The 2,098-nt window shown below is 76.5% G+C and carries 3 protein-coding genes; all 3 read right to left on the reverse strand.

All coding sequences use genetic code 11. From position 1 onward, the window contains the following. Positions 1-84: 84 nt before the first annotated feature. From ACRYR7_RS25300 to ACRYR7_RS25310, 3 genes are read right to left on the reverse strand one after another with little or no spacing between them, the layout of a single operon-like run. Complete coding sequence (locus tag ACRYR7_RS25300) at positions 85-813, reverse strand: GntR family transcriptional regulator (protein ID WP_432575144.1); 729 nt, start codon at positions 811-813, stop codon at positions 85-87. Positions 814-850: 37 nt separating this feature from the next. Next, the gene (locus tag ACRYR7_RS25305; protein ID WP_432575145.1) at positions 851-1,687 is read right to left on the reverse strand and encodes a nitroreductase family protein; all 837 of its coding nucleotides are present in this window, start codon (positions 1,685-1,687) and stop codon (positions 851-853) included. Positions 1,688-1,692: 5 nt separating this feature from the next. After that, the gene (locus ACRYR7_RS25310; RefSeq protein ID WP_432575146.1) at positions 1,693-2,016 is read right to left on the reverse strand and encodes a hypothetical protein; all 324 of its coding nucleotides are present in this window, start codon (positions 2,014-2,016) and stop codon (positions 1,693-1,695) included. Positions 2,017-2,098: the final 82 nt, after the last annotated feature.

Below are 2,098 nucleotides of genomic sequence, written 5' to 3' on the forward strand. Positions count from 1 at the left end.
CGGCACCACCGCGGTGGTGCCGGCCCCCTCGCGCGCCCGGCCGGAGACACAATCGGGAACCCGGCCGGGAACCCGGTCGGGCGCTCAGCCGGCGCCGCGGTCGGCCAGGACGCGCCGGCGCACCTCCTCCAGGTGCCGGCGCATCGCCTCGCGCGCCGCCGCCGCGTCGCCGGCCTCCAGCGCGAGCAGCACGCCGGTGTGCTCGCGCACCGCCTCGTCGGCGTCCGTCACGCCCGCCATCGGGCTGCGGCGCAGGCGGAAGCGCTGCACCTGCCCGTTGAGGTTGGCGAACGCCGCCGACAGGAACGGGTTCCCGCCGGCCTCGCTGACCAGGCGGTGGAACTCGTGGTCGGCGGCGTGGTAGGCCCGGTAGTCCGCGAACGACGGGCCCGTGGGGGCGACCGTCATCGCCTCCACCGTCGCGCGCACCGCCGTCAGCTCCTGCGGGCCGATGCGGGTCGCCGCCAGCTCCGCGGTGCGGCACTCCAGCAGGATGCGCGCGTCGACGAGGGCGTGGACCTCCTCGTCCGTCAGCAGCCGGGCCACCCGGTACCCCTTCAGGGCGGCGCGCTCGACCAGCCCGGTGGACTCGATGCGCACCAGCGCCTCGCGCACCGGCGTGGGCGACACCCCCAGCTCGCGGGCCAGGCCGTCGATGCTCAGCGACTCGCCGGGCGCGGCGTGCCCGTCCATGAGCCACGTCAGCAGCGAGGCGTGCACGGAGTCCGCCAGCGAGGCCCGGGCCGGCGCGGTCAGCAGCCGCGGCGTCGACGTCGCGGCGGCGTCGGCCGCACCCCGCGCGCTGCGCGCCACCTGAACCCCCGTCGGTCGACCTCGTGCCGGTGCCAGCCTACCCAGCGGCGGGGGGCTGCGCGGACGCCCCAGGCGCGGGCGCGGGCTCGTCCCAGCCCGTCTGCGGGGTGTCGCACGCCTCGCGGAAGACGTACTGCGACACGCGCTTGCGCTGGCCGCTGGACCAGTCGATCGCCGGTCGGCGCTGCTCGGGCGGCAGGTACCCCAGGCGGTACACCGCCATCAGCTCCAGGTCGTCCGGCACCCGCAGCAGCCCGGCGATGCGCTCCCAGGCGCCGGGGACCTCCATGGGGAACGAGACGAACTGGATGCCCATCCCCAGCTCGGTCGTGGTGAGCCAGACGTTCTCCATCGCGGCTCCCATGCTGAACAGGGAGTAGAACGAGGACAGCTCCCCGGGCCGGTACTCCCCCCGGTCCAGCAGGACGCCCATCAGCAGCGGCGAGCCCGCCACCAGGCGCCGGTTCTCCTCCCCCAGCACCTGCGGCACGCGCAGCGCGTTGACCACCCGCTGGCCCCGCTTGGTGAAGACCTGCGAGGTGAACGGGCGCAGCGGGGCCGGCAGCCGGTCGAACAGCATCCCCGAGCGGGTGCGCTCCATCTCCTCGGCGCTGAAGCGGAACCACCGCTTGTAGCGCTCGAAGAACGTGCCGCTGCTCATCGCCTCGGTCATGCTCTCGCCGCTGATGCGCGCGACGGTCTCGATGGTGCCGCGGTCCTCCACCAGCACGAACCGCCACGGCTGGCTGTTCAGCTGCGAGGGCGCGCGGCCGGCCACCTCCACCAGCAGGCGCTGGTGCTCCGGCGAGACCGGGTCGGGCAGCAGGTGCCCGTTGGTGGTGCGGCGCCGGTGGATGGCCTCCAGGAGCTCCACCGCGCTCACCTGCCCCGCGGGGCGGTCAGCGCCGCGGCGTACGCCGGCGCGGCGGTCAGGGCCAGCAGCACGTGCCCGCGGGTGCGCGCGGACACCGACGGGATCGCCGCCAGCGGCGCGGCCACCGGGGCCAGGCGCCACAGCGCGCGGTCCCCGCGCACCGCCAGCTGCACCGCCGCCGCCACCGTCAGCACGACGGTGCTCACGTACACCGCGTGGTGCACCCACCTCGCCCCCGAGGTGTCCAGGCGGTGGGCGGCGACCGCGCCGCCCAGCGCGCAGTTGGCGGCGTAGCTCGCCGTGGCCGCGAGGAGCAGGGGTCTGGGCACGAGGCGCATTCCACCACGGGCCGCCGACGCGCACCGGGCTCCGGGTCGCCCGCGCGCGCCGGGCGCGCGGCGGCGCCGGCAC

The sequence above is a fragment of the Kineococcus gurbantunggutensis genome, from assembly GCF_050871925.1.
GTDB lineage: Bacteria > Actinomycetota > Actinomycetes > Actinomycetales > Kineococcaceae > Kineococcus.